General features: G+C 73.1%; 25 protein-coding genes. 17 read left to right on the top strand and 8 right to left on the bottom strand.

Annotated elements, in window-relative coordinates:
* Positions 1–184 precede the first annotated feature (184 nt).
* Positions 185–949 (bottom strand): invasion associated locus B family protein, encoded by a 765-nt coding sequence (locus tag MTDSW087_RS10070; RefSeq protein WP_144763346.1) that lies wholly within the window; start codon positions 947–949, stop codon positions 185–187.
* A gap of 381 nt (positions 950–1,330) precedes the next feature.
* Between MTDSW087_RS10070 and MTDSW087_RS10075 the strand changes: the two genes are divergently transcribed.
* A complete protein-coding gene (locus tag MTDSW087_RS10075) occupies positions 1,331–2,650 on the top strand; it encodes an AMP-binding protein (RefSeq protein ID WP_244948380.1) in 1,320 nt (439 codons plus the stop codon).
* Positions 2,651–2,933: 283 nt separating this feature from the next.
* Complete coding sequence (locus MTDSW087_RS10080; protein ID WP_144763348.1) at positions 2,934–3,278, top strand: hypothetical protein; 345 nt, start codon at positions 2,934–2,936, stop codon at positions 3,276–3,278.
* 216 nt (positions 3,279–3,494) lie between these two features.
* Here MTDSW087_RS10080 and MTDSW087_RS10085 read toward each other — a convergent pair whose 3' ends face one another.
* Positions 3,495–4,715, bottom strand: coding sequence for an FAD-dependent monooxygenase (locus tag MTDSW087_RS10085; protein WP_144763349.1), 1,221 nt, complete (start codon positions 4,713–4,715; stop codon positions 3,495–3,497).
* Between the two features lie 225 nt (positions 4,716–4,940).
* Here MTDSW087_RS10085 and MTDSW087_RS10090 point away from each other — a divergent pair, with 225 nt between their 5' ends.
* The 4 genes from MTDSW087_RS10090 (at position 4,941) to MTDSW087_RS10105 (ending at position 8,260) form a co-directional block, all read left to right on the top strand.
* Positions 4,941–5,255: an alkylphosphonate utilization protein gene (locus MTDSW087_RS10090; protein ID WP_144763351.1), complete on the top strand. Its 315-nt coding sequence runs from the start codon at positions 4,941–4,943 to the stop codon at positions 5,253–5,255.
* A 1,026-nt stretch (positions 5,256–6,281) separates the two neighbouring features.
* Positions 6,282–7,256 (top strand): quinone oxidoreductase family protein, encoded by a 975-nt coding sequence (locus MTDSW087_RS10095; protein WP_144763354.1) that lies wholly within the window; start codon positions 6,282–6,284, stop codon positions 7,254–7,256.
* Positions 7,257–7,362: 106 nt separating this feature from the next.
* Positions 7,363–8,010: a nicotinamidase gene (locus MTDSW087_RS10100; protein ID WP_144763356.1), complete on the top strand. Its 648-nt coding sequence runs from the start codon at positions 7,363–7,365 to the stop codon at positions 8,008–8,010.
* A gap of 49 nt (positions 8,011–8,059) precedes the next feature.
* A complete protein-coding gene (locus tag MTDSW087_RS10105; protein WP_144763358.1) occupies positions 8,060–8,260 on the top strand; it encodes a hypothetical protein in 201 nt (66 codons plus the stop codon).
* Between the two features lie 3 nt (positions 8,261–8,263).
* Here the strand turns inward: MTDSW087_RS10105 and MTDSW087_RS10110 are convergent, their stop codons facing one another.
* The 3 genes from MTDSW087_RS10110 to rimO are packed head-to-tail and all read right to left on the bottom strand — an operon-like array spanning position 8,264 to position 10,432.
* The gene (locus MTDSW087_RS10110; protein ID WP_144763360.1) at positions 8,264–8,734 is read right to left on the bottom strand and encodes a ribonuclease toxin HepT-like protein; all 471 of its coding nucleotides are present in this window, start codon (positions 8,732–8,734) and stop codon (positions 8,264–8,266) included.
* Positions 8,731–9,057 carry a nucleotidyltransferase domain-containing protein gene (locus tag MTDSW087_RS10115; protein WP_144763362.1) on the bottom strand — a complete coding sequence of 109 codons (327 nt, stop codon included), beginning with the start codon at positions 9,055–9,057 and terminating at the stop codon, positions 8,731–8,733. The genes MTDSW087_RS10110 and MTDSW087_RS10115 overlap by 4 nt, the downstream gene beginning before the upstream one ends.
* A 28-nt stretch (positions 9,058–9,085) precedes the next feature.
* Positions 9,086–10,432, bottom strand: a complete 1,347-nt coding sequence (gene rimO / locus MTDSW087_RS10120) for a 30S ribosomal protein S12 methylthiotransferase RimO (RefSeq protein WP_144763364.1) — start codon at positions 10,430–10,432, stop codon at positions 9,086–9,088.
* A 295-nt stretch (positions 10,433–10,727) separates the two neighbouring features.
* Between rimO and pabB the strand changes: the two genes are divergently transcribed.
* From pabB to MTDSW087_RS10145, 5 genes are all read left to right on the top strand, one after another.
* A complete protein-coding gene (gene pabB / locus MTDSW087_RS10125; RefSeq protein ID WP_144763366.1) occupies positions 10,728–12,119 on the top strand; it encodes an aminodeoxychorismate synthase component I in 1,392 nt (463 codons plus the stop codon).
* A 91-nt stretch (positions 12,120–12,210) separates the two neighbouring features.
* On the top strand, positions 12,211–12,825 hold the full coding sequence (locus MTDSW087_RS10130; RefSeq protein WP_144763368.1) for an anthranilate synthase component II: 615 nt from the start codon (positions 12,211–12,213) through the stop codon (positions 12,823–12,825).
* Complete coding sequence (locus MTDSW087_RS10135) at positions 12,812–13,663, top strand: aminotransferase class IV (RefSeq protein WP_144763370.1); 852 nt, start codon at positions 12,812–12,814, stop codon at positions 13,661–13,663. The genes MTDSW087_RS10130 and MTDSW087_RS10135 overlap by 14 nt, the downstream gene beginning before the upstream one ends.
* The gene (locus MTDSW087_RS10140; RefSeq protein WP_144763372.1) at positions 13,660–14,121 is read left to right on the top strand and encodes a DoxX family protein; all 462 of its coding nucleotides are present in this window, start codon (positions 13,660–13,662) and stop codon (positions 14,119–14,121) included. Before MTDSW087_RS10135 ends, MTDSW087_RS10140 begins: the two co-directional genes overlap by 4 nt.
* A 263-nt stretch (positions 14,122–14,384) precedes the next feature.
* A complete protein-coding gene (locus tag MTDSW087_RS10145) occupies positions 14,385–14,591 on the top strand; it encodes a hypothetical protein (RefSeq protein WP_144763374.1) in 207 nt (68 codons plus the stop codon).
* 10 nt (positions 14,592–14,601) lie between these two features.
* Here MTDSW087_RS10145 and mazG read toward each other — a convergent pair whose 3' ends face one another.
* A complete protein-coding gene (gene mazG, locus MTDSW087_RS10150) occupies positions 14,602–15,438 on the bottom strand; it encodes a nucleoside triphosphate pyrophosphohydrolase (protein ID WP_144763376.1) in 837 nt (278 codons plus the stop codon).
* Positions 15,439–16,082: 644 nt separating this feature from the next.
* Here mazG and MTDSW087_RS10155 point away from each other — a divergent pair.
* From MTDSW087_RS10155 to MTDSW087_RS10170, 4 genes are all read left to right on the top strand, one after another.
* On the top strand, positions 16,083–17,180 hold the full coding sequence (locus tag MTDSW087_RS10155) for a replication protein RepA (RefSeq protein WP_144763378.1): 1,098 nt from the start codon (positions 16,083–16,085) through the stop codon (positions 17,178–17,180).
* Positions 17,181–17,378: 198 nt separating this feature from the next.
* On the top strand, positions 17,379–18,053 hold the full coding sequence (locus MTDSW087_RS10160) for a hypothetical protein (RefSeq protein ID WP_144763380.1): 675 nt from the start codon (positions 17,379–17,381) through the stop codon (positions 18,051–18,053).
* A 190-nt stretch (positions 18,054–18,243) separates the two neighbouring features.
* Positions 18,244–18,486: a hypothetical protein gene (locus MTDSW087_RS10165; RefSeq protein WP_144763382.1), complete on the top strand. Its 243-nt coding sequence runs from the start codon at positions 18,244–18,246 to the stop codon at positions 18,484–18,486.
* A 23-nt stretch (positions 18,487–18,509) separates the two neighbouring features.
* Positions 18,510–18,866, top strand: a complete 357-nt coding sequence (locus MTDSW087_RS10170; RefSeq protein ID WP_144763384.1) for an MmcQ/YjbR family DNA-binding protein — start codon at positions 18,510–18,512, stop codon at positions 18,864–18,866.
* A 31-nt stretch (positions 18,867–18,897) separates the two neighbouring features.
* Here the strand turns inward: MTDSW087_RS10170 and MTDSW087_RS10175 are convergent, their stop codons facing one another.
* The gene (locus tag MTDSW087_RS10175) at positions 18,898–19,611 is read right to left on the bottom strand and encodes an SDR family oxidoreductase (RefSeq protein ID WP_144763386.1); all 714 of its coding nucleotides are present in this window, start codon (positions 19,609–19,611) and stop codon (positions 18,898–18,900) included.
* A gap of 105 nt (positions 19,612–19,716) precedes the next feature.
* The gene (locus MTDSW087_RS10180; RefSeq protein WP_144763388.1) at positions 19,717–20,373 is read right to left on the bottom strand and encodes an SDR family oxidoreductase; all 657 of its coding nucleotides are present in this window, start codon (positions 20,371–20,373) and stop codon (positions 19,717–19,719) included.
* 92 nt (positions 20,374–20,465) lie between these two features.
* Here MTDSW087_RS10180 and MTDSW087_RS10185 point away from each other — a divergent pair, with 92 nt between their 5' ends.
* Together MTDSW087_RS10185 and MTDSW087_RS10190 are read left to right on the top strand one after the other, a co-directional pair.
* A complete protein-coding gene (locus tag MTDSW087_RS10185; protein WP_144763390.1) occupies positions 20,466–21,389 on the top strand; it encodes a LysR family transcriptional regulator in 924 nt (307 codons plus the stop codon).
* A gap of 234 nt (positions 21,390–21,623) precedes the next feature.
* The gene (locus tag MTDSW087_RS10190; RefSeq protein WP_144763392.1) at positions 21,624–22,319 is read left to right on the top strand and encodes a YoaK family protein; all 696 of its coding nucleotides are present in this window, start codon (positions 21,624–21,626) and stop codon (positions 22,317–22,319) included.
* Positions 22,320–22,331: the final 12 nt, after the last annotated feature.

A 22,331-nucleotide genomic window follows, 5' to 3' on the forward strand; every position in this document is an offset into this window, starting at 1 on the left:
CCGGACGCGGTCTCGGCCAAGCCCGCGCGGCGCCTGAGCGAAGGCGACATCCGCCATCCCGAAGGGATCACCCCGGATGTCGTATGACCTGTCCGGACCTGGCCGCAGGGCATGAAAAAGGCCGGGCTCGCGCCCGGCCTCTTTCATGGGAGACGCCCCCGCGCGGCGGGGGCGTCGAGCCGCATCAGGGCTTCGGCGCGGCGTTGGCCGACGGCGCGCCGGGAGCCGCGCCCTTCTCGGCCTCGAGCTTCTTGCGCATGTCCTCGGAGCGCTTCTCCAGCTCGGACTGGAGCTTCTTCTGCTGCTCCTCCAGCACCTTCGGGTCCATGGCCGGGCCGTCGAAGGCCTTGCCGAAGCCGGCCAGCGGCACCGCGAAGGTGACCTCGCGCTGGGTCTGGTTCTGCACCGAGACGCTCAGCGTGGTGCCCTTCTTCATCGCCGCGATCACGCCCGCATCGACGCCGCCGGCCTCGGCGAAGCAGCCGTTCGGGAAGCAGACCGCGAACTTGCCCGGGGTGCCCTGCTGGCCGTCCACGTTGAAGCGGATGCCCGGCTGCAGCAGCAGGCCGAGCGGCAGCAGGTAGCGCACCACGCGCACCTCCTGCTTCTGGGCGGCGTTCTTCATCTCGTAGACGGCGACCGCGAGGACCGGCTGGCCCTGGTCGGAGACGAAGTCGCGGGTGGTGTAGCAGATGTCGGTGCCCGAGCCCTGATCCTTGCCGCAGACCTTGGTCCACTCGGCCTGGTTCGGCTCCGACTTCACGGTGATGATCTGCGGGCCGGTCTGCTGTTGCGCCGTCTGGTTGGTCGGCGCGGGAGCGGTCGGAGCCGGCGCGGCCGGGGCGGGCGCCGCCGGCTTCTTGGGCTGGGCGGAGGCCGGCCCGGCGAGGCCCGCGAGCGCGAGGAAGGCGGCAGCGCTCAGGAGCGCAGGGCTTTTGGCGAAGGACATCGGCTTCAGACCCCTCTGGGTTACCCTTGGTGCTTCTCGGTTCGTCGGGATGACGAGGAACATGACGCGGTGCCTGGCGGGCGGCACCGACCCGGGCGCTCCCCCATAAGGGCGCGACGCCGGATTGGCGAGCCTCGGCCGGCGGCGCCGCATGGAAGGCGCCGGCCCCGGGGAGGCTCTTCGATTCCCGGCAGGCGACCGGGCGGCCTGCTTTCCCGGCGAATGAGGCGAAGACATGACACCGCTGCCGTGCGGGACAGGCCGCGCAGGGCCCCGTTAGCCCGACCTTAACCATGCCGGCCCATCGATGGGGCTCGAAAGCGGGTCCGCCGCGGCAGGGGGCTAGAGGTGCAGGCGCTCGCCAGAGATCTCGCCGAGGACATGGGTGGGACCGCCCCACTGCCGGCGCGGCGCCCGGTGATCGCCCCCGTCCCCGACGCGGCGCCCCCGAGCCTCGGCCTGCCGACCCGCCGCACCGGCCTCAACGCGCTGCTCGCCGCCACGGCCGCGCGCCATCCCGGCCGGCCCGCGCTGATCGACCGCGGCGACAAGCCCGGCTGGTGCGGGCGCCCGGCCATGACCTGGAGCTACGGCGCGGCGGCCGAGATCGTCGCCCGCCTCGCCCGCGGCATCCGTCGCTGGCGCCTGCCCCCCGGCAGCCGCGTCGGCCTGTGGTTTCCCGGCGGCAGCGAGGGGCTCGTCGCCCATCTCGCGGTGGAGGCGGCCGGCCACGTGCCCTGCCCGATGCCCGCGGCCTGGGACGAGGCGCAGCTCCTGGCCGCCGTCGAGGCCGCCGGGATCGGCGCGGTGCTGACGCAAGGCCGCCTCGGCGCGCGCCGCCCAGCCGAGACCCTGTGCCGGGTCGCCCTGCAGGTCTTCTCCCTGCGCTACCTCGCCGCCTTCGGGCCGGACGTGCCGGACGGGGTGATCAACCTCGACGCCCTGGCGCTGGAGCGCGGCGGCACGGATACGGGCGTGGCCGGGGAGGGCGGCGGCGGCCTGATCAGCTTCGCCGGCCGCGACCCCGCCCGCCCCGTGCACCGGCCGGGCGACGCCCTGCTCGCGGCGGTGGCCGCCCATCTCGTCGCCGCCCGGATCGGCCCGGGCGAGCGCCTGCTGACCCTGTTGCCGCCGGACGACCTGCGCGGCCTCGTCACCGGGCTCGGCGCCGCCCTGGTCTCCGGGGCGAGCCTGGAGATGCTGCCGGTCTTCGACGATGCCGCGCTGGACGCGGCCCTGGCGGACCCGTCCGGACGCCCGCTCCACCTCGTCGCCCCGGCCTTCCTCGAAGGCGCGCTCCGCGACCGGATCCGGGAGCGCTTCCCCGAGGGGCCCGCTCTGGTCCTCGCCCACCGGGCGCCCGCCAGGCTGACCGGGCGCCGCCTGACCCCCGGGGAGGGGGCGGCGCGCACCGTCGACGCCCTGGCCCTCGACGAGGACGCCGTGGTCTCGCGCGCCCGCGGCGCGGACGACATCGCCCTGGCGCTCGCCGACCCCGAGGCGGCCCGCTTCCCCGCCGGCCTGATCGAGCTGTGCCGGGACGGGGAGGGGGGACTCGGCCTGCGCGGCCAGGCCTGCCGCGCAGCGCCCCTCGGCACCGGCCTCCCGGAGCCGGGTGCGTGGCGCGCCGCCCCCTATCGCGCCGCCCTGTTCGCCGGCACCGCCACGGCCCTGATCGCGCAGGGCGGCGCGAAATCCTGACGCCCGCCGGCAGATCCTGACAGGCGGCCGGAGGCCTCACGCAGGGGCGCCCTGCCCCGCCACGGCAAGCTCGACAAAAGCTTAACCTTGGCAAGGGTTTGATCGCCGCTTCTCAAGCATTCGGCGAGCATGCGGCACCGCATCGACGGGCGGTTCATCTGCCGCTCAGGCGGCGGATCTATCTTCGCATCTGCAACCGTGCCGGCGAACCAATTCGGGATTCGGCAGGTTATGTGCTCGGGCCTCTTCCCAGGAGGCGCTCGATGGGATACCGCTTAAGCTTATGGGTGCGCTGCAACAAGTGCTCGTCGTCGATGATGGTGTCCGCGCCGTCGACCACTCGCTGGCTGGAGAGCTGGCAGAGCTGGGCTATGCGAGCGTGACCGCCTCCCTCGAAGCGGCCGACGACGTCCTTGCCGTGATCGCCCGGCCCGCCGCGGTGCTGTTCCAGAGCTCCGACCGGCGCGACCCCACCTATCGGCGGCTGGCCGCGCAGCTGCGCATGCAGATGCGCGACCGGGGCATCCCGATCATCGACATCGAGGCGAGCCGCAGCCGCCGCTCCGGCGGTCCGGTCGACCTCCAGACCCGCATCGGCGCCTACGTCCTCCAGGAACCGGAACGCTAGAGCGCTCTCCGCCGAAGTGGACACCGGTTCGGCGAAAAAGAGCGCGTCAAAACGAGGACTGAGAGCCGTTCTCGATTGCAACGCGATCGGGAACGGCTCTCAGTCCCGGGATTCCAAAGGGATCATCCCTTTGGCGGGATCTTCGGGCGGAGCCCCGAGGTCTTCCAGGGCTCCGCCCTGGACCCGCGAGAGGGGTGACCCCTCCCGACACCCATTTTACCGCATCAGCTCCGGCGCGTTCAGGCGCGGCAGCACGCCCTCGCGCATCACGGCCCGCCGCAGCGGCCCGAGGGCGGAGAGGGCGACGAGGCCGAGGCCGCGCAGCGCGTCCACCGGCAGGTGGTGGCTGAGGAGCGCGCGGTTCAGCCCATCCACCGCCAGCGTGCGCAGGGTGGCGTCCCGCCGCCGCGCCCGGGCGAAGCCCGCAAGCGCCGCGCGCGAGCCCGGGTCGCGCCCGTCGCGGGCGGCGGCCACCACGGCATCGCGCAGGGCAGCCGCGTCGCGCAGACCGAGATTGAGACCCTGCGCGCCGATCGGCGGGAAGACGTGGGCGGCCTCGCCGACGAGGGCGAGGCGGTGGGCCACGGGGGTGGCCACCGAGAGCCCGCGCATCGGCACGAGGCCGCGCGGCCCGTCGATCCGCATGGCACCCAGCATGTGCCGCGCCCGGGTCTCGACCGCGGCGGCGAGATCCGCGTCGGACAGGGCCGAGAGGCGCTCGGCCCGGGCGCGGTCCGCCACCCAGACCAGGCTGGAGCGGCGCCCGCCGGGCAGCGGCACCAGGGTGAAGGGCCCCTCGCGGGTGTGGAACTCGGTGGAGACGTCCCCGTGCGGGCGCTCATGCGCCAGGATCGTGGTGAGCGCGGCCTGCGGGTAGGACCAGCTGCGCGTCGGCGTGCCGCTCTGCGCCCGCAGCTGCGAGCGGGCCCCGTCCGCCGCCACCGCGAGGCGGGCCTCGATCGGGCCGCCCGCCTCCGTCTCGATGCGGGCGGCGGCTTCGCCCGCCGTGAAGCCCGCGGCGTCGCGCTCCACCAGCGTCAGGTTCGGCGTCGCCCGGGCCCGGGCGCGCAGGGCCTCGACCAGGGCGGCGTTCTCCACGTTCCAGCCGAAGGCGGAGAGGCCGATCTCGCCCGCGTGGAAGCGCACCGGGGGCGGCCGGAACAGGCTGCCGGTATCGTCCACGATCTGCAGCACGGCGAGGGGCGCCGCCTTGTCCGCGAGGTCGCCCCAGGCCCCGAGCGCGTCGAGGAAGCGCACCGATCCGTCGAGCAGCGCCACGGTGCGCCCGTCCGCCACCGGCGCGTGCCGGCCGACGAGGGCGGTCGGGATGCCCGCCCGCGCCAGCGCCAGCGCCGCGGCGAGCCCGGCGGCCCCCGCGCCGACGACGGCGGCCTCGAAGCGGGGCAGGGCGGAGGCGGGCTGCGCGGTCTCGGGCATCGGGGACTCGGGGGTGATCGGAGCGGAGAGATCGCGGGATGACTCCGACAGGGCCAAGTGGCCCGGTCGGGCCGCGAAGGCAATGCGTCCAATGGAGCGTCCAATGGAGCGTCCGATGCGGCATCCGATCCGCACCCGCTCCGGAGCCATGCCCGCAGCGCGCTTGTCGGCCGCCGGCCGGACCCGCTACGGGCCTCGGGGACGATGGACCACAAGGGGGCGGGGATGACCGGCGCAGACGACACCGCGGATGACAGCTACGTCTACGACGAGGCGCTGGGCGAGTGGCGCCCCGCCGGGGCGGCCGCCGCGCCCGAGGCCGGCCGGGCGCCGGTCCGCGACGCGGCGGGCAACATCCTCGCCGACGGCGACGCCGTCACCCTGATCAAGGACCTGAAGGTCAAGGGCACGAGCCAGACCCTGAAGCAGGGCACCGTGATCCGGTCGATCCGGCTGACCGACGATCCGGAGGAGATCGACTGCCGCCACGACACCATCAAGGGCCTCGTCCTGCGCACCGAGTTCGTGCGCAAGCGCTGATCTTCAGCGGCTCCGGTGCCGGCAACAGGCGCGAGCCGGGCAATCCCGTCCGCGACCTCATCCTGAGGCGCGAGGCGACAGCCGAGCCTCGAAGAGCCCTCCAGAGATCTCGGCGCGCTCTGGAGGCCTCCTTCGAGGCCTGCGCTTCGCTGGGACGCCTCAGGATGAGGGGGATGGGTGGGACGAGGCGGGTCTCCCCACTTGACAATGTTCCTGTTTTGTGCTCATGTGCCCGCACCTGCCGCCCGGCACCGAACGGTGTCTCACGGGGGCCTGCACCGGGGACCGACCGGAGCGGGCGCGGACGGCGGGGCGGTGCCCGCGTCGCCAGCCTCGGATCCGGCCGGCGCCCCGGGCGGCGTGCCGACGCAAGGTCGGCTCGGACAGGGGCGCGCGGCGGGCTGAGGAAATGCTCCCGCCCCGACCCCGGCCTGGGCGACCGCCAGAGTCTCGCCGGCCCGACCCACTACGAGGCGGGCCTCGCGCCGAACGGGCGTATGTCAGCGTGCACGGGGCTCAGTCCTGATCCAGGACCCGGACCCGGCCAGCGGCAGTCAGCGAGGTCGGATCACGCCGGGACAGACACCGCGACGACAAGACGGATGGGACACCGAGCGATCGGCCCTCATCCGCGGGACGCCGGGGAGCCGGCTTTGCAACGTTGCGTTCAGGGCTCCGCGGCGTCCCGCGTCACCCCGACCGCGCCAGCCATGCCCCCGGCGGACAATCCGCGCGGGGCCGAAAGCACGTGCGCGTCTCCCTCCCCCCTCTGCGGGGGGGTGGCCCGCGAAGCGGATCGGGAAAGGGGAACCCGGCTTCCGGAGAGGAACGCGAACCACGACGCGCCCCCTCTCCCGAACGGGAGAGGGGACCCACGCCCTGTCCGGCGACCGGGTGCGCGTCTCAGGCGGGCCGGCGCCTTGCAGATCCCGCCGCCTGACGCCGCCCGTCCCGCCCCGGCCATTGCCCCCTGCGCGCCATCGGCTATGTCGGGCGCGAGGGGAAACGTCAGTCGAGGACGAGACCATGCCCAAGGCGATCCGGGTTCACGAATACGGCGGCCCCGAGGTGATGGCCTACGAGGATGTCGAGCGGCGCGAGCCCGGTCCCGGCCAGATCCGCGTGACGCTCACCGCCATCGGCGTGAACTTCATCGACATCTACTTCCGCTCCGGCGCCTACAAGGCGGCCCAGCTCCCCTTCACCCCCGGCAAGGAGGGCGCCGGCATCGTCGATGCGGTGGGCGAGGGCGTGACCGGATTCAAGGTCGGCGACCGCGTCGCGACCGCCTCGGCCGAGGGCAGCTATGCCGAGGAGATGGTGGTGCCGGCCGCGGGCTGCGTGCAGATCCCGGAGGGCGTCGACGACGCCACCGCCGCCGCGATGATGCTCAAGGGCCTCACCGCCGAGTACCTGCTCCACCGCACCTACACGGTGAAGCCCGGCGACACGATCCTCTTCCACGCGGCTGCCGGCGGCGTCGGCCTCATCGCCTGCCAATGGGCCAAGCATCTCGGCGCCACGGTGATCGGCACCGCAGGCTCCAAGGAGAAGGCGGATCTCGCGCGCCAGCACGGCTGCGACCACGTCATCCTCTACCGCGAGGAGGACGTGGCCAAGCGCGTCCGCGAGATCACCGGCGGCAAGGGCGTGCCGGTGGTCTATGACGGCGTCGGCCAGGCGACCCTGATGGGCTCCCTCGACAGCCTCGCGCCGCTCGGCCTGCTCGCCAGCTTCGGCTCGTCCTCGGGCCCGATCCAGGGGCTCGACCTCGGCCTGCTCGCCCCGCGCGGCTCGCTCTACGTCACCCGCCCGACCCTGTTCACCTTCGCCAGCCAGCGCCCGGTCCTGGAGGAGATGGCGAAGAACCTGTTCTCGGTGGTGGCGAGCGGCGCGGTGAAGATCCCGGTCCACGCGAAGCGCAAGCTGTCCGAGGCGCAGGCCGTGCACAGGGACCTGGCCGGGCGCGAGACCACCGGCTCCACCGTGATGCTGCCGTGATCCTAAGATCGGGGGATCCCAGGATACTGGGATCACGGGATCCGGGCTCCGCCCGGGCCCGCCGAAGGACACGTCCTTCGGAATCCTGGATTTTGGGATCCTGCCGGTGAGGATCGTCGAGACTGACGTCCTCCTCGTGGTGGACGTGCAGGTGGACTTCCTGCCGGGCGGCGCCCTGCCCGTGCCCGACGGCGACGCCGTCGTCGGGCCGGTGAACGCCCTGCTCGCAACGTTCCCGCACGCGGTGCTGACCCAGGACTGGCACCCGGCCGGCCACGCCTCCTTCCACACGAGCCATCCCGGCGGTGAGCCCTTCGGGACGGTGGCGATGCCCTACGGCCCGCAGGTGCTCTGGCCGGAGCATTGCGTGCAGGGCACGCCCGGCGTCGCCTTCGCGCCGGGCCTCGACGTCGCCCGCGCCGAGCTCGTGATCCGGAAGGGCTACACCCACGCGGTCGACAGCTACTCGGCCTTCCTCGAGGCCGACCGCACCACCCGCACCGGGCTCGCCGGCTACCTGCGCGAGCGCGGCTTCACCCGGGTGGTGCTCTGCGGCCTCGCCACGGATTTCTGCGTCGCCTGGAGCGCCCTCGACGCCCGCGCGGCCGGCTTCGAGACCGTCGTGGTGGAGGACGCCGTGCGCGGCATCGACCGCGACGGCTCGGTCGCCGCCTGGGCCCGGATGGCGGCCGCCGGTGTCGGACGGGTGCGCCTTGCGGAGATCATGGCGGGGCGAACGGCCGCAGCGCCGTGACCTCTCCGCCCGCGCACCGTTGACCTTCGGCAACCGACACGGAGGCCGCATGTCGACGAAGCACGCCAAGACGCAGGAGCCGAGCGACGCCGACCTCCGGGGCAATCCCGGAATCGGCACCGCGAAGGGCATGACGGGCCGCGACCCCAAAGACCTGGAAGCGGATTCGACCTTCGAGGGCGACGTCGAGAACGAGACCACGCCGGAGGGTGGGGTCGACCCGGACCACCGCCCGCGCAAGAACGCCTGAGCCTCAGGCTCCGTCGATCGTTCCCCGGAAAGCCCGGATGGCCTCCGGGAAGCGGTCCCGGATCCGCTCGGCGGCCCGGATCGCCGATCGCGCGTCCTGAACGCGGAAGCTGTTGTAGTTCTTTCGCGCCACGTGCCGGAACCGGTGCGTCTCATCTACCGCGGCGGCAAGGTCGGCATCCAGAATGGCCGGCCGGTCGTTCGGTATGGGTCGGCTGACGCGGCGGATGAGGTCCGCGTGATAGGATGCTCCGGTCGGCTTCTCCTCGCCGAGCATCTCCAGGATCCGCTCCAGCGCAGCTTCCAGCGACGTGTGGCCGGCCTGCATTGCCTGCATCAGAGCCATCCGGGCCTTGTAGGCGTCGAGATGCTCCCCCTCGAACCCGCCGGCCCGGTCGATCTCGACGGCCCGCGAGAAGTGCTCGACCGCCCAGTTCACGTCATCGAGGATCTCGATCCAGCGCGCATCGCTCATGCGAGGATCCGTGCTTCCGGCAGGATCTGGGCGCGGAAGGGTTCGGTGCACCACGCGATCGGCCGAATGTCGGCCGCGATTCCTTCGGCCGCGCAGGCCGCCTCGGCGAAGCGCCAGGCCGCCGCTTCAGCCTCGGCCGGGAAATCGACGAGGAGGTCGACATCGCTGTCGAAGCGCATCGCGCCCCGCCCCGCCGACCCGTAGAGGAGATAGCGACCGCCCGCCTCTCGCGCGTGCCGTCGCAGACGCTCCGAGAGGACGGCGACCGCCTCCGTCCGACGCCGGGCCTCGTCGCGCTTCCGGTCGCGAAGTGTCCGGATCATCGTGGCATCCCCGACCCTGGAGACGCCCTTATACCACGCTGCCGCGCAGGTCGTAGGCGTCGGCGTCCTCGATCTTCACGGTGACGATGTCGCCCGGCCGCACCGGACGGCGGAAGGCGGCGTGGACGCTGCCGTCGATCTCGGGCGCGTCGTACTTGGTGCGCCCGACCGCGACGTTGCCGCCGACCGAATCGATGATCACCGGCAGGCGCCTGCCCACCTTCTGCTTCTGCAGCCGCAGGGACACGCCCTGCTGCACCTCCATGAAGCGGCGCTTGCGCTCGGCCTGCACCTCCGGCGGCACCGCCTCGGCAAGGTCGTTGGCGGGGGCGCCCTTCACCGGCTCGTAGGTGAAGCAGCCGACCCGCTCCAGCTTCGCCTCGCGGATCCAGGCGAGCAGCTCCTCGAACTCGGCCTCGGTCTCGCCGGGGAAGCCGACGATGAAGGTCGAGCGGATGGCGAGATCCGGGCAGGTCTCGCGCCAGCGCCGGATGCGCTCGAGCTGGCGTTCCTGGTTGCCGGGGCGCCGCATCCGCTTGAGCACGGACGGGCTCGCATGCTGCAGCGGCATGTCGAGATAGGGAAGCACCTTGCCCTCGGCCATCAGCGGGATGACCTCATCCACGTGCGGGTAGGGATAGACGTAGTGCAGCCGCACCCAGGCCCCGAGCTCGCCGAGCTCCTTGGCGAGGTCGTAGAAGCGGGCGCGCACCGCGCGGTCGCGCCAGGGGCTCGCGGCGTAGCGGGTGTCGATCCCGTAGGCGCTGGTATCCTGCGAGACGACGAGGAGCTCCTTCACGCCCGCCTTCACCAGCTTCTCGGCCTCGCGCAGCACGTCGCCGGCCGGCCGGCTGACGAGATCGCCGCGGAGCGAGGGGATGATGCAGAAGGTGCAACGGTTGTTGCAGCCCTCCGAGATCTTCAGATAGGCGTAGTGCCGCGGCGTGAGCTTCACGCCCTGCGGCGGGATCAGGTCGAGGAACGGATCGTGGGCCGGCGGCACCGCCTCGTGCACGGCCGCCACCACCGATTCGTAGGCCTGCGGCCCCGTGACGGCGAGCAGGTTCGGGTACTTCTCGCGGATCTCCTCCGGCTGCGCGCCCATGCAGCCGGTGACGATGACCCGGCCGTTCTCCGCCATCGCGTCGCCGATCGCCTGCAGCGACTCGGCCTTGGCCGAATCGAGGAAGCCGCAGGTGTTGACGATGACGACATCCGCCCCGTCATGCTTGCGCGCCAGCTCGTACCCCTCCGCCCGCAGATGCGTCAGGATCCGCTCGGAATCGACGAGCGCCTTGGGGCAGCCGAGCGAGACGAAGGAGATGCGCGGCGCGCTGGCCTTCGCGGCGGGGGCAGGGGAGGCGGTGGCGGTCATGGTCGTCCAATGGCGCCGCGTTCCGCGGGGCCGGACGGGCCCGCGCCGCTTACGCGTGAGGGAAATTCGGAGAATCGGGCGTCCCTATACAGAAATCGGCCGCCCGTTGCGAGCCCGGCCCCCGCATGGGCCGCGCCCGCAGCCGGGGACACGCTGCGACGGCGCGCCGCGTGTCTCCGGCAGGGCAGGGCGGCGATCTCCCGGCTTCCCCCGCGGCATCGCCTGTGCGAGGCGTTCTCCCAAGCGGTTGCCGGACGCCGGAACAGGCCCCGCGTGAGAACGAGACGCCAAGCGCATGTGGACCCGTGAGATCCCGTTCTGCGATCCCGCCGCGGCGGCAGCGCGGCTGCGGCACCTGCCGGGGCTCGCCTTCCTCGACAGCGCGATGCAGCACGAGACGCTCGGCCGGTACTCGATCGCCGCCGCCGACCCGTTCGCGCGCTTCCGCTTCCGCGACGGCCAGGCCAGCCTTGACGGGCATCCGGTGCCGGGCGGCCCCATCGAGGCGCTCCGCGCCGCGCTCGCCCCCTGGCGGCTCGACCCCGAATCCGGCACGACCTTCCCGGGCGGGGCCATCGGCTACTTCGCCTACGACCTCGGCCAAGCGCTGGAGCGCGTCGCCCAGCCGGTCCGCCGGGCCGGGCTCACCGACGCCATGGCCTTCAACCTCTACGACACGGTGCTGGTGATCGACCACGCCGCCGGCACCTGCCGCCTCGTCGCCACCGGCTTTCCGGAGACGGGAGCCGCGGCGCGCGAATCGCGCGCGGCTGCGCGCCTCGCCGCCTTCGCCGACCTGCTGGGGCAGGGGCCTCCGCCCGAGATTTCCGCGAACGGCCCTGCCCCGGCCCTGCACTGGCGCTCGAACTTCACCCGGGCCGGCTACGAGGCGGCGGTCGAGCGGGTGCGCGACTACATCCGCGCCGGCGACATCTACCAGGCCAACATCGCGCAGCGCTTCAGCGCGGACCTGCCCGCGGGCTTCGACGGCTTCACCTTCTATCGCCGCCTGCGCGAGACCAACCCCGCCACCTTCGGCGCCTATCTCGCCTTCGAGGGCCTGACGGTGGCGTCGAGCTCGCCCGAGCGCTTCCTGAAGCTCGACGGACGGGCGGTCGAGACGCGGCCGATCAAGGGCACGGCCCGGCGCGTGGCCGATCCGGAGGCGGACCGGGCGATCGCCCTGGCGCTCCAGCAGAACCCGAAGGAGCGCGCCGAGAACATCATGATCGTGGACCTCCTGCGCAACGACCTCTCCCGGGTCTGCGAGCCGCACAGCGTGCAGGTTCCGGTCCTGTGCGGGCTGGAATCCTACGCTGGTGTTCACCATCTGGTCTCGGTGGTGACGGGCACCCTCCGCCGGGAGCTCGACGCCCTCGACCTCGTCGCCGCCACCTTTCCGGGGGGATCGATCACCGGGGCTCCGAAGATCCGCGCCATGGACATCATCACCGAGATCGAGGGCGATGCGCGCGAGCTCTATTGCGGCGCCATCGGCCGGATCGGCTTCGACGGTGCCCTCGACACCTCGATCGCCATCCGCACCGTCGTCCTCGACGGCCGCACGGCCGTGCTCCAGGCCGGCGGCGGCATCACCCTGCTCTCCGAGCCGGGCCCCGAATACGACGAGACCCTGACCAAGGCCGCGCGGGTGTTCCAGGCCTTCGAGAAGGATGAGCCGGCGTGAGCCCCGCACCCGTCACGATCCCGAACGGTCGAGACCTTTCGCGGGCCCGGGGCACGGCGTTGGGCTTCCGGAACGGACAGGCGTCGCAGCCATGATCCTCGTGCTCGACAATTACGACTCGTTCGTCTTCAACGTCGTCCGCTACCTGGAGGAGCTTGGCGAGACGGTCAGGGTCGTGCGCAACGACGCCCTCGACGTGCCCGGCATCCGCGCGCTCGAGCCGGACGCCCTCGTGGTCTCGCCCGGCCCCTGCACGCCCACGGAAGCGGGCATCTCGCTGCCGGCGATCCGCGAGCTGTCCGGGCAGGTGCCGATCCTCGGCGTCTGCCTCGGCCACCAGGCGATCGGCGCCGCCTTCGGCGGACGGGTCGAGCGGGCGCTCCGCCCGCTGCACGGCCAGGCGACCCCCGTCAGCCACGAGGGCGCGCGCCTGTTCCGCGGCCTGCCCGCGCCGATGCAGGTCGGGCGCTACCACTCCCTCGTGGTGAAGCCGGAGCCGGGCATGGAGCGGCACCTCTCGGTCGACGCCGTGTCCTCGGAGGGCGAGGTGATGGCCCTGTCGCACCGGGAGCACCCGACCTACGGCATCCAGTTCCACCCCGAATCCGTGCTGACCGAGGACGGCCATGCCATCTTCGCGAACTTCCTGAGGCTCGCCCGCGCGTGGCGGGCGGACGCGCGGCAGGCCAGCGATGCTGTGGCGTGACGGCAGCCTCCAGACCGGCACGCATGCGCCCTTCGACCTGACCGACCGTGGCCTGTGCCTCGGCGACGGCCTGTTCGACACCGCCCTCGCCCTCGACGGACGCGTGGCCTTCGAGGACGCGCATGTCGCCCGCCTCGTCGCCGGCGCGGAGAGCCTCGGCTTCCGCCTCGATCCGGCGACGGCGCGGACGGCGATGCGGGCGCTGGCAGCGACCGGCCCGCGCCTCGCGATCCGGACCACGGCGACCCGTGGATCCGGCCCGCGCGGATTGAGGCCGCCCGCCGAGCCGTGCCCAGTGCTCTACGCGACCGCCGCGGCGAGTTCCGCCGCCCTCGCCTTCGCGCCTCTGAGCCTGTGGCCGACGCAGATCGCCCGCAACGAGACCTCGCCCGCCGCCCGGCTGAAGACGCTCGGCTATCTCGACGCCGTGCTCGCCGCGCGCGACGCCGCCGCTTCGGGCTTCGACGAGGCCCTGTTTTGCAACACGCGCGGCCACGTCGCCTGTGCCGGCACCGGCAACCTGTTCGGGATCTTCGCAGACCGCCTGGTCACGCCGCCGCTCGCGGACGGCGTGCTGGCGGGCATCGTCCGCGCCGAGATCCTGGGCCTCGCGCCGCGGCTGGGCCTGCGCGTCGAGGAGCGGTCCCTGCCGCTCGACGCGTTTCTGCGGGCCGATGCGGTCTTCCTGACGAACTCCCTGCGCCTGCTCGCGCCGGTCCGCGCGGTCGGCACGACGCCCTTCGCGAGCGTGGACCATCCCGGCCTCGGCCGCCTGATCGACGCGCTGCGCACCCGCGTCGCGGAGAGCTGCGGGGTCGCGGAACCCGCGGTGGCATGACGGGGGCGGCGAGGGCGCCGGAGCGTGGCCGCGCCCGGCTGCGCGGCGCGCTCGCCCTCCTCTATGGGGGCGTCGGCGCCGCGCATCTCCTGCGTCCCGAGCTTCTGATGCCGATCATGCCCGGCTGGGTGCCGGAGCCGCGGCTCGTCATTCTCGCCACGGGCCTGTGCGAGATCGCGGGCGCGGCGGCCCTGCTCGGGCAGCGCTGGCGCAGGGCCGCCGCGGCCGGGCTCGCCCTCTATGCGGCCTGCGTCTACCCGGCCAACCTGAAGCACGCGCTGGAGCACGTCTCCGTGCCGGGTATCCCGGATTCCTGGTGGTATCACGGGCCGCGCCTGGCCTTTCAGCCGGTCCTGATCTGGGCGGCGCCCTATGCGGGCGGGCTGATCGACTGGCCGTTCCGGACGAAGCGGCCTCCGAATTCGGCAGAGCCTGATCTTCGCGATCGGATCCGTTGACTTTCCCAGAAACGGCGCAACATTCGTTGACCATGATATGGACGTGCGCGGGTGCGTAGGTCGACAGGCTTGCGATAATCCGGTCCTGATCCATCCCCATCTTCGGAGTTGCACGGGCTCAGCCCATCGTTCCGCAGGATCACCGCTGGAGCCGTTCCCGATCGCGCTGCAATCGGGAGCGGCTCCCAGTCTTCGTTCCAATGCGCTCTCCTGCGCCGAACCGGCATCCACTTCGGCGGAGAGCGCTCCAGGCAGGAAGCCCGATGCCGAAACGCCGCGTCTCGAAGCCTCCGGCACAGGCGATGCAGCGCGATCCGGACCATCGACCGGAGCAGGGCGATGTCGAGCGCGCGATCGCGTCAGCGCTCGACCACCTGAAGCCGAGAGCCAGAGACGGGCAGGGCGCGAAGGCCTCCACGCCCGGCACGGGGAAGGCGGTCCGCAAGCCGCGTCCGGACCCGGAGCGATAGGGCCGCCCTCTCAGGCGCCGCGCTCCGCCCGCTTCGCGGCGAGCCAGGCCGCCTCCATCGCCGCCAGGTCGCTGTCGGCCAGGGTCGATCCCGCCGCCTCCAGCCGGCTTGCCATGGCGGCGAAGCGCCGCTCGAACTTGGCGTTGCCGGCGCGCAGGGCCGCCTCCGGGTCGACGCCGGCATGGCGGGCGAGGTTGGCGACGGAGAACAGGAGATCGCCGATCTCCTCGGCGAGCTCCGTCCTGTCTCCCGAGGCAAGCGCCTGCTCCACCTCCTCGGTCTCCTCGCGCACCTTGGCGACGACCTGGACCGCGTCGGCCCAGTCGAAGCCGTAGCCGGCCGCCCGCCGCGAGATCTTCTCGGCGCGGGTGAGGGCAGGGAGCGCCTGCGCCACGGATCCCAGGGGACCCGGCTCGGCCGCCTGCCTGCCCGAGGCGGCCTTCACCCGCCGCTCCTCCGCCTTGACCGTCTCCCAGAGCGCCTTGACCGCCTCGGGATCCCGAATCGGCGCATCCGCGGGCAGGAGGTTTCCGTCCGCGTCGAACACGTGCGGGTGGCGCCGGATCAGCTTGGCGGCGAGCCCCCGCGCCACGTCCTCGAAGCCGAAGGCGCCGGCCTCCTCCGCCATGCGCGCGTGGAAGATCACTTGGAGCAGCAGGTCGCCGAGTTCGTCCCGCAGGTCGTCCAGGTCGTCGCGCGCAATCGCGTCGGCCACCTCGTAGGCCTCCTCCAGCGTGTAGGGCCCGATGCTGGCGAAGGTCTGCGCGACGTCCCAGGCGCAGCCGCGGCGGGGATCGCGCAGCTGTTCCATCAGCCGCAGCAGGGTCCGCATCGGCGTATCGGTCATCGGGGGCTCCGGGTCGGGATTGGGGACAAGTCCCTTAAATTCCCTATATTCCATTTGGAAGAAGAGGGGATCAGGATCGTTCGGCACGACGAACGCGAGGCACTGCGCCTTAGGAGAACTATCAGTAAGGATTCTCAGAGAGTCAGTTCAGCAGGTTATATGGCGCAGCGATTCCGCCTTGTCTCCCCGTGGCTTGAGGCCTGTCCGCGCATCGGACTCTGCGTGGATCCGCATGGAACTCTGCGCAGGCTCGCATCGGATTCTGCGCGGGCCTCGTCGCCCGGCGTATCGGACTCTGCGCGGATCCGCATCGGATTCGGCGCGGGAAACGCCTGCATCCGGTGCACAATGGGGACAATCGGCCATCGCCGGGGCGTATCGAACTCTGCGCAGCTGGCGCGGCCCGGAAGCCAGGCCGTATCGAACTCTGCGCGGCCGGGGAGGGGGCGCGTCCCTGACCCCGCCCCGCGTCGATCCCGAACCTCTCCCGCCCCCCTGCCCCGGCCGGCCCGGGACCGAGCGCCAAAGCGTGGATTCCCGGGATAACGCCCCCCGCCCGGCTCCCCCGGCGCGACTCCGGGCCCCCGAATCGTGGCATGCAGATCCATTCGGGCGCTCCTCGCCCACGGAACCGACGTGACCTCGTGACGGGCATCGAGCAGAAGCTGGCCGGCATCCGCGACGCCGACCTCCTCCAGGAGGTCGAGGCGGCGCGCGGCGGCTTCCTGTTCGCCCAGATCGTCGAGCACATCCTGCACCGCCAGCGCGAGCGCGACGCGACCCGCACGGCGGAGAGCGCGGAGGCCGAGCGGCGGGCGCGGCTCGGGCGCGACCAGCGCCGGCGCGACGCGGTGCGCCTCGTCATCGAGACCCAGCCCACGGGCCCGGAGAACCTGCAGCACATCCATTCGGTGCTGGCGCTCTGCGGCCTGCCCTACCGGGATCCGGGCGCGTCGCGCGAGTTCAGCCGCACCTACGGGCGCAACTCGCTGAGCCTGACGGCCGGGCGCCTCAAGAACCCCGAGACCGGGGCCTGGGAGCCGCAGGGGCTGCCCTACGGGCCGAAGGCGCGGCTGGTGCTCCTGCACCTCTGCACCGAGGCCGTGCGCCAGCGCAGCCCCACCGTGCAGGTGGCGGATTCGCTCTCGGGCTTCATGCGCGAGATGGGCTTCGCGGTCACCGGGGGCGAGCGCGGCACCATCCGGCAGTTCAAGGAGCAGGTGCACCGGCTCGCCGCCTGCGCCATGCAGATCGGCCTCTGGGACGGGCAGGGCGAGGCCAGCACCCTCAACGTGCCGCCCTTCCGCAGCCTCGACCTCTGGCGCCCGCAGGGCGAGGGCGAGTGGTCGCGCACCGTGCAGTTCCACCAGGATTTCTACGACAGCCTGATCCGGCACGCGCTCCCCGTCGACGTGCGGGCCGCCCGCGCCTTCTCGGGCTCGGCGCGCAAGCTCGATCTGCTGTTCTGGGTCGGCTACCGCCTGCGCGCCCTGCAGCGGCCGCTGCGGCTGACCTGGGAGAACCTGCACGGCCAGTTCGGGGCGGAGAATGCCAGCATCCGCAGCTTCCGCCAGGCCTTCAAGGCCGATCTCGCCCATCTCTGCGAGGTCTTCCCGAAGCTGCCCCTCAGCCTCGACGAGGGCGGCCTCGTGCTGCAGCCGGCCGATCCCGGCGCCCTGCTCGTTCCCCCGCGGCAGGGAATACGGAATTCCGCCAAGCAGGGAATGAAGCTCCGGGCCTGATCGGATTGCAATATTCCAGGCCCTCGGCGGCTTCGGGATCGCCGTGAGGCGACCGCATGGATTATTCCCGACAGCCGCGTTCCCGTGTCAGGCATTCAGGGAATGACGATATGAAGGGAATGAGGCCCACCGGTCTCTTCCCTTGGAAAGCCCGGTCCGCTACATTCCAAGGAACAGAATATTCCGGAGTCCGGAAGCATGGTTCCCTCGGAAACCGAGATCGAGGCGCGCCTGGCCGAGCTGCGCCGCCGCCGCGAGGCGATCGACCGCGAGATCGCCGACCACCTGCTCTATCTCGAGCTCGGCCGCCGGCTGCGCGCCGGCCAGTCGATGGGTGAAGCGGCAGACCCGCCGGCCGACCGGCCAGTGGACCGGCCAACGGATCCGTGGGCGAGCCCCGCATCCGAGCCGGCCGCGCCCCCGCCGCCCGGGCCCCGAACCTGGTCGGCGCCCGCGGCGCAGCCGCAGGCCGAGGCGCGGGGCGAGACCCACCCGCGGGCTTCCGCGCCCGCCCCTGCCCCGGACCGGACGCCCTGGCCCACCCCCGGCGCCGCGTCCGGCACAGCCCTGCCGCCGGCCGTGCCCTTCGAGGAGGATCCGGCGGCCGCGCGCCGCTACGGCCGGGCGCTGGTGGAGGCGGCCCTGGCGGTGCTCACCGAGGCGAACCGGCCGATGCATGCGGGCGAGATCCTGGAGCAGCTCGCGGGCCGCGGCTTCGCGGTGCCGGGGCAGGATCCGGTGGCGGCCCTCAACACCCGCCTGTGGAAGCGCTCGGGCCCCGGCGGCCCCCTGCGCCGCCTCGGCGACGCCGTCTACGACCGGGCCGACGGCCCCGGCTCGGCCCCGAGCTTCGGCCTGCCGGACCTGCGCTGAGAACCCGGGTTTCCAAAGGGATCATCCCTTTGGTGGGTCCAGGGCAAAGCCCTGGGGTTTCAGGCCAGGGCTCCGCCCCGATACCCCGCCAAGGGATGATCCCTTTGGGATCCCGGTTCATGGGACTGCGCGATGGGACCCGGCGGCCCCGGGCGCGTTGTCCGGCAGGCGGGACGGAGGGACGACGAGGATGACGAAGCTCTTCATCGCGCGGGTGCGGGGTCCCGCCGGCGAGCGGCCGCTCGTGACGGTGCGCGCCGCGGCCGAGGGCGAGGCGCGGCTGTTCGTGGAGGCGGCCTATCCGGAGGACGAGGTGCTGGCGGTCGCCGAGCCCGGCGAATGGGTCAGCACCACCGATACCGGCACCCAGGCCGGCGACGTGCGCGAGCATCCCGGCACCACCTGGCAGGCGCCGACCACGGGCCTGGGGTAGGGCTTGGGGTAGGGCCTGGGCCCGTGCCCTGCCTGCCCGAGGACGTGCGCGCGCTGGCGCTGCTGCTGCCGGAGACGGTGGCGGGCGCCCACCAGGGCCATCCGGATTTCCGGGTGGGCGGCCGGATCTACGCGACCCTCTGGCCTGACGAGGACCGCGTCGTGGTCCGGCTGACGCCGGTGGGTCAGGCTGCCCTGTGCGAGGCGGAGCCCGACGCCGCCGAGCCGGTCCCGGGCAACTGGGGCGCCCGCGGCTGGACGCGCCTCGATCTCTGGGCGGTGGAGGAGGCGGCCCTGCGCGCCGCCCTCCTCGCGGCCTGGCGGAACGCGGCGCCGCCCGGCCTTCGCGCCCGCTATGCGGGGCTCGCCGTCGATCCGTGAGGCGGATCGCGCCCCCGGGCCGCGGGCGGGTTCACGCGATCACGCCGCCGCCATCCACGCGCAGGGTCGAGCCGGTGGCGAACGGCGTCGTGGCGAGGAACAGCACCGCGTTGGCGATGTCCTCCGGCTGCCCGATCCGCCGCGCCGGCAGCCGCTCGGCCGTCCTGGCGAACAGGTCCGCCCGGTCGGCCTCCGGCATGCCCGACCAGAGCGGCGTCTCGATCAGGCCGGGCGAGACGGTGTTGACCCGCACCGGCGCCAGTTCGAGGGCGAGCCCGCGGGCGAGGCCTTCGAGGGCGGCGTTGATCGCCCCCTGCAGGACGGCGGCGCCCGAGGGCCGCTCGGCCATGAAGCCCGAGACGAAGGTGAGCGAGCCGCCGGGCAGGATCCGCGCGGCCCGGGCGATCTGATAGGCGCCCCAGAACTTGCTCTCCATCGCGGCCCGGGCGGCTGCGAGGGCGAGGCCGCGCACCGGCCCCCGCGCCGTCTCCGCCGCCGTGACGGCGACATGGTCCCAGGGCGCCGCCTCGGCGAAGGCCTGCTCCACCGCGGCGTTGTCGGTCATGTCGAGCACGAGGCCCTGCGCATCCCCGCCGATCCGCCCGAGGGCGTCGTCGAGCTTCCGCCGGGAGCGGGAGGCCACCGTGACGCGCGCGCCCGCCCCGGCGGCGGCGACCGCCGTCGCCAGGCCGATGCCGGAACTGCCGCCGACGACGAGGAAGCGCTGGTCCGTCAGGGATTGCATGGCGTGTCGTCCTCTTCGAATGCCCATGCCATTTGGTATGCCGCCCGGGCCGGCCCCGCTGCTGAACGGATCCTGCCGGGGCGGAGGTTGTGCGGGGAGCCGGATTCAGCCGGCGGGCGTGTGGACGGCCTCGACCTCCCAGGCCCCGGCCGGCTGGCCGTGGAGCGCCCAGAAGCGCTCGCCCACCGCCGCGGCATCGGCGGAGCCCGGCGTCACGAAGCCGGCGACCGTCACGGTGGCGACGTGGATGCCCTGGTCCCGGAAGCTCTCGAACAGGCCGAGCGCCAGGGCGCGGATGCCGGCCTTGCCGATGCTGAGCGAGAGGTAGTCCGGGTGCGGCTGCAGGCCGAACCCGCCGCCCGTCAGCAGGATCGTGCCCGAGCGGCGCCCGGCCATCCCGGGCGCCGCCGCCTGCACGGCCGCCAGGGCCCCGCCGATATTGACGGCGAGGTCGCCGTTGAAGCTGTCGCGCGGCTGGTCGGCGAGGGTCGCCTGCCGCATGGCGGCGGCGTTGTAGTGCAGCACGTCGAGGCCGAAGGCGCGCTCGACGTCCTCGACCAGCCGCGCCACGCTCCCCGGATCGCCCGCATCCACCGTGCGGGCCTCGGCCGTATGGCCCTTCGCCGCGAGCTGCCGGGCGAGTTCCTGCGTCCGGCCCGCGTCCCGGGCGCTCAGGATCACCCGGAAGCCTGCGCGGGCGAAGCGCTCGGCGGTCTCCAGCCCCATGCCCGGGCCGGTGCCGATGCTCAGAAACGTCTTCATGCTGCCATCTCCTCGACGATGCGATGGCCCTGAGCTACATCCTGCATAGCGCCGGATTAATCCGGTCGATCTGCATTTGACTCGTGCATGGCATGCAGGAATTCTCGGAGCTCGCCGACCTCGAGGCGCTGACGACCTTCGTGGCGGTGGCGGAGGCCGGCAGCTTCGCGGCGGCGGCCCGGCTGCTCGGCCGGGACGCCTCCGTCCTGTCGCGGCGCATCGGCCAGCTCGAACGGCGGCTCGGCGTGCGCCTGCTCTCGCGCACCACGCGGCGTGTCGCCCTGACGGAGGCGGGCGCGCTCTACTGCCGCCGGGTGCAGGGCGTGCTGGACGAGCTGGCCAATGCCAGCCGCGAGGCCAGCGACTTCGCCGCCACGCCCCAGGGGCTGGTGCGGGTCTCCCTGCCCCTCGCCTTCGGGCGGCAATGGATCACGCCCGTGCTGCCGCCCTTCCTCGCCCGGCATCCGCGCATCCGGGTCGAGCTCAGGCTGGCCGACCGTTTCGTGGATCTGGTGGCGGAGGGGTTCGACGTGGCGATCCGGGTCGCGGCCGGGCGGCCCCGCGACAGCTCGCTCACGATCCGCAAGCTCGCCGGCTACCGGAACCTGCTCGTGGCCGCGCCGGATTATCTCGCCGCGCGGGGCGCGCCGGCGGCGCCCGCCGACCTCGCCGGCCATGCCTGCCTCGGCTTCACCGGCTATGCCGGCTGGCCCGACTGGCCGCTGACGAAGGCCGATCGCCGCGAGACCGTGCGCCCGGCCTGCGCCCTCGTCGCCGACAGCACCGAGGTCCTGCTCGAGGCCGCGATCGCGGGGGCGGGGATCACCTTCACGGCCGATTGGCTCGCCGGCCCGGCGCTCCGGTCCGGCCGGCTGGTCGAGGTCCTGCCGGGCTGGAGCGGGCGGGAGAGCGGCGGCGTCTACGCGATCCTGCCGCCGGGCCGCCTCGTCCCGGCCAAGACGCGCCTGTTCGTCGACGCGGTGGCCCAGGCCGTCAGGGCGGGCTGGGCTCCCTAGCGCTGGCTTTTAGAGCGCTCTTAAGCCGAAGGGGATGCCGGTTCGGCGAAAGAGAGCGCGTCAAAACAATGACTTGGAGCCGTTTCCGATGGCAGCGCGATCGGGAACGGCTCTCGCAACGATACCGGTTTCGGCATGCCGGCGGACGCTCCCGGCCTCTTGGATGCGGCGCGCCCTTGACGGCCGCGCCGGCCCGTGGATCCGCTCGGGGAAACAGGGCAGGGGGGCGCCACGATGGCCGGAGAGACGTCCGGAGAGATCCCGCGCGGGTTCGGCCCCGCGCTCGGCTTCGTGGCCGGCTTCGTGGATGCGGCCGGGTTCGTGGCTTTGTCGGGGCTGTTCGCCGCGCATGTCACCGGCAACTTCGTGATGATCGGAGCCGGGCTCGTGAGCCACGAGACCGCCGGGGTGGTGGCCAAGCTGATGGCGCTGCCCGTCTTCGTGCTCGCGGTGGCTGGCACCCGCCTCCTCGCCCGCGCCCTGGAGCGGCGGGGCCGCGCGCCGCTGCCCTGGCTCCTCGCGGCGGAGGCGCTGCTGCTCGCGGGCTTCACCGGCTTCGGCGCCGCCCTGGCGCCGCTCGGCGATCCCGACGGGCCGGCCGCCCTCCTCGTCGGCATGCTCGCGGTGGCCGCGATGGGCGTGCAGAACGCCCTCGGCCGGCTCTGCCTGCCGCAGCTCGCCCCGACCACGGTGATGACCGTCAACGTCACGCAAGGGGTGCTCGACGCCCTCGACCTCGCCCGCGGGCTCCCCGGCGATCACCCCGCCCGGGGCCGGTTCGCGCGGATCCTGCCGGCCCTCGCCGCCTTCGCGGCGGGCGCGCTCGCGGGCGCCCTCGGCGTGGCGCTCTGCGCCTTCTGGTGCGGGGCGCTGCCGGCCCTGATCCTGGCCGGACTCGCCCTGCGCACCGGATCTAAGTCATTGTCTTGACGCGCTCTCTTG

The sequence above is a fragment of the Methylobacterium dankookense genome (assembly GCF_902141855.1).
GTDB lineage: Bacteria > Pseudomonadota > Alphaproteobacteria > Rhizobiales > Beijerinckiaceae > Methylobacterium > Methylobacterium dankookense.

Bases quoted from the DNA above. Each gene is read 5' to 3' on its own strand.
- MTDSW087_RS10095 (WP_144763354.1), top strand. From the start codon at position 6,282: ATGCCCAAGGCGATCCGGGTTCACGAATACGGCGGCCCCGAGGTGATG.
- MTDSW087_RS10070 (WP_144763346.1), bottom strand. From the start codon at position 949: ATGTCCTTCGCCAAAAGCCCTGCGCTCCTGAGCGCTGCCGCCTTCCTC.
- MTDSW087_RS10190 (WP_144763392.1), top strand. From the start codon at position 21,624: ATGGCCGGAGAGACGTCCGGAGAGATCCCGCGCGGGTTCGGCCCCGCG.
- MTDSW087_RS10130 (WP_144763368.1), top strand. From the start codon at position 12,211: ATGATCCTCGTGCTCGACAATTACGACTCGTTCGTCTTCAACGTCGTC.
- MTDSW087_RS10140 (WP_144763372.1), top strand. From the start codon at position 13,660: ATGACGGGGGCGGCGAGGGCGCCGGAGCGTGGCCGCGCCCGGCTGCGC.
- MTDSW087_RS10180 (WP_144763388.1), bottom strand. From the start codon at position 20,373: ATGAAGACGTTTCTGAGCATCGGCACCGGCCCGGGCATGGGGCTGGAG.
- MTDSW087_RS10110 (WP_144763360.1), bottom strand. From the start codon at position 8,734: ATGAGCGATGCGCGCTGGATCGAGATCCTCGATGACGTGAACTGGGCG.
- MTDSW087_RS10105 (WP_144763358.1), top strand. From the start codon at position 8,060: ATGTCGACGAAGCACGCCAAGACGCAGGAGCCGAGCGACGCCGACCTC.
- MTDSW087_RS10075 (WP_244948380.1), top strand. From the start codon at position 1,331: ATGGGTGGGACCGCCCCACTGCCGGCGCGGCGCCCGGTGATCGCCCCC.
- MTDSW087_RS10165 (WP_144763382.1), top strand. From the start codon at position 18,244: ATGACGAAGCTCTTCATCGCGCGGGTGCGGGGTCCCGCCGGCGAGCGG.
- rimO (WP_144763364.1), bottom strand. From the start codon at position 10,432: ATGACCGCCACCGCCTCCCCTGCCCCCGCCGCGAAGGCCAGCGCGCCG.
- MTDSW087_RS10085 (WP_144763349.1), bottom strand. From the start codon at position 4,715: ATGCCCGAGACCGCGCAGCCCGCCTCCGCCCTGCCCCGCTTCGAGGCC.
- MTDSW087_RS10080 (WP_144763348.1), top strand. From the start codon at position 2,934: ATGGGTGCGCTGCAACAAGTGCTCGTCGTCGATGATGGTGTCCGCGCC.
- MTDSW087_RS10160 (WP_144763380.1), top strand. From the start codon at position 17,379: ATGGTTCCCTCGGAAACCGAGATCGAGGCGCGCCTGGCCGAGCTGCGC.
- mazG (WP_144763376.1), bottom strand. From the start codon at position 15,438: ATGACCGATACGCCGATGCGGACCCTGCTGCGGCTGATGGAACAGCTG.
- MTDSW087_RS10135 (WP_144763370.1), top strand. From the start codon at position 12,812: ATGCTGTGGCGTGACGGCAGCCTCCAGACCGGCACGCATGCGCCCTTC.
- MTDSW087_RS10175 (WP_144763386.1), bottom strand. From the start codon at position 19,611: ATGCAATCCCTGACGGACCAGCGCTTCCTCGTCGTCGGCGGCAGTTCC.
- MTDSW087_RS10115 (WP_144763362.1), bottom strand. From the start codon at position 9,057: ATGATCCGGACACTTCGCGACCGGAAGCGCGACGAGGCCCGGCGTCGG.
- MTDSW087_RS10185 (WP_144763390.1), top strand. From the start codon at position 20,466: ATGCAGGAATTCTCGGAGCTCGCCGACCTCGAGGCGCTGACGACCTTC.
- MTDSW087_RS10145 (WP_144763374.1), top strand. From the start codon at position 14,385: ATGCCGAAACGCCGCGTCTCGAAGCCTCCGGCACAGGCGATGCAGCGC.
- MTDSW087_RS10090 (WP_144763351.1), top strand. From the start codon at position 4,941: ATGACCGGCGCAGACGACACCGCGGATGACAGCTACGTCTACGACGAG.
- pabB (WP_144763366.1), top strand. From the start codon at position 10,728: ATGTGGACCCGTGAGATCCCGTTCTGCGATCCCGCCGCGGCGGCAGCG.